This is a genomic window from Bacteroides sp. 51, from assembly GCF_010500965.1.
Taxonomy (GTDB): Bacteria; Bacteroidota; Bacteroidia; order Bacteroidales; family Bacteroidaceae; genus Bacteroides.
This window is the reverse complement of the sequence record NZ_QVMI01000085.1, coordinates 1-1,225: the sequence shown is the minus strand read 5'-3', so window position 1 is coordinate 1,225 and position 1,225 is coordinate 1. Positions and strand designations below refer to the sequence as shown.

General features: G+C 38.2%; 1 pseudogene. It reads left to right on the top strand.

Annotated features, from left to right (window positions below):
• Positions 1-120: 120 nt before the first annotated feature.
• Positions 121-1,211, top strand: a pseudogene (locus D0T87_RS25220) (ISAs1 family transposase); the annotation flags it as partial.
• Positions 1,212-1,225 lie beyond the last annotated feature (14 nt).

The window sequence follows — 1,225 nt, the reverse complement described above, 5'->3', positions numbered from 1 at the left end:
AGGGCAGGGCTGTTAAGTTTTTAAATTTTTCTTCTGTTTTTGAGTACATTAGTGCTCCATAGTTCTTTAAAATGATTATTTTAGCATAAAAAAGAGATGACATTACTTGAATTATTGTCTAGTATTGCTGATCCTCGTTCTTCGTATGGTCGGCGCCATCAGTTATCTGATGTATTGTTAATGTGTATGCTTGGTATTATGAGCGGTTATTATGGTTATCGCGAACTCGGTCGCTTCATGAAACGGCATCGTGTAGAACTTCAACAAACTTTCCGTTTACTACATAAAGTACCTTCCCATGTTACTATCCGCTCGATCTTGCAACAAATAGATTTTACGGGTTTCAATGCGTCTTTCAATGAATGGGCTTCCCAGTATATTCAGATGTGTCATGGAGATACCAAGGCCATTGACGGTAAAGCCATTGCCAGTACAATCTCAGGCTATGACAAGTCCTATCAGAATTTTGTAAGTCTGGTCTGCGTGTTTGCTGTAGAACGTGGCATCGTCTTACGGTCCTCTCGAATTGAGAACCTAAAAGAGAGTGAAATCCCCACGGTTCAGCAATTAGTCCAGGCGTTGGATGTAAAAGGTGAAGTTTTTACTATTGATGCTCTTCACTGCCAAAAAAAACGACACTTGCCATAATTGAATCTGGTAATCACTACATCATCCAGATAAAGAAGAATCAACCCAACTTGTATAACCAAACCTGTGTTAATACCTCAGATGAACAACGTGCTATATCTATCTGCGAAGAGACTACTTGTAAAAGAGGTCGTGTTGAATATCGGAAAGTACTTCTATACAAGGATATTAGTGGTATATCTGAACAGTGGGTTGGACTAAAAAGGCTAATACGTGTAGAAAGAACAGTCACCTGCAAAGGAAAACAAAGACGGGAAACGGCTTACTACATCACTAGCTTGGCTACGCGTAAAGCAGAAGTGGTGGCTAAACATATCAGAAACCATTGGGGCATTGAAAACAGACTGCATTGGGTCAAAGATGTATCCATGAAAGAGGATAAATCTAAAACAGCCAAAGGTTATGCAGCAGAAAATATATCAATATTGAGAAATATTGCAATTAACCTATTCAGAACCAATGGATTTGATTCTATTAAACATGCAACTCAATTTTATGCTAATAATGTCAAAGAACTATGGAGGATAATAACCTCAAATACAAAATATTACAAGAAAACTTAACAGCCCTGCCTCCA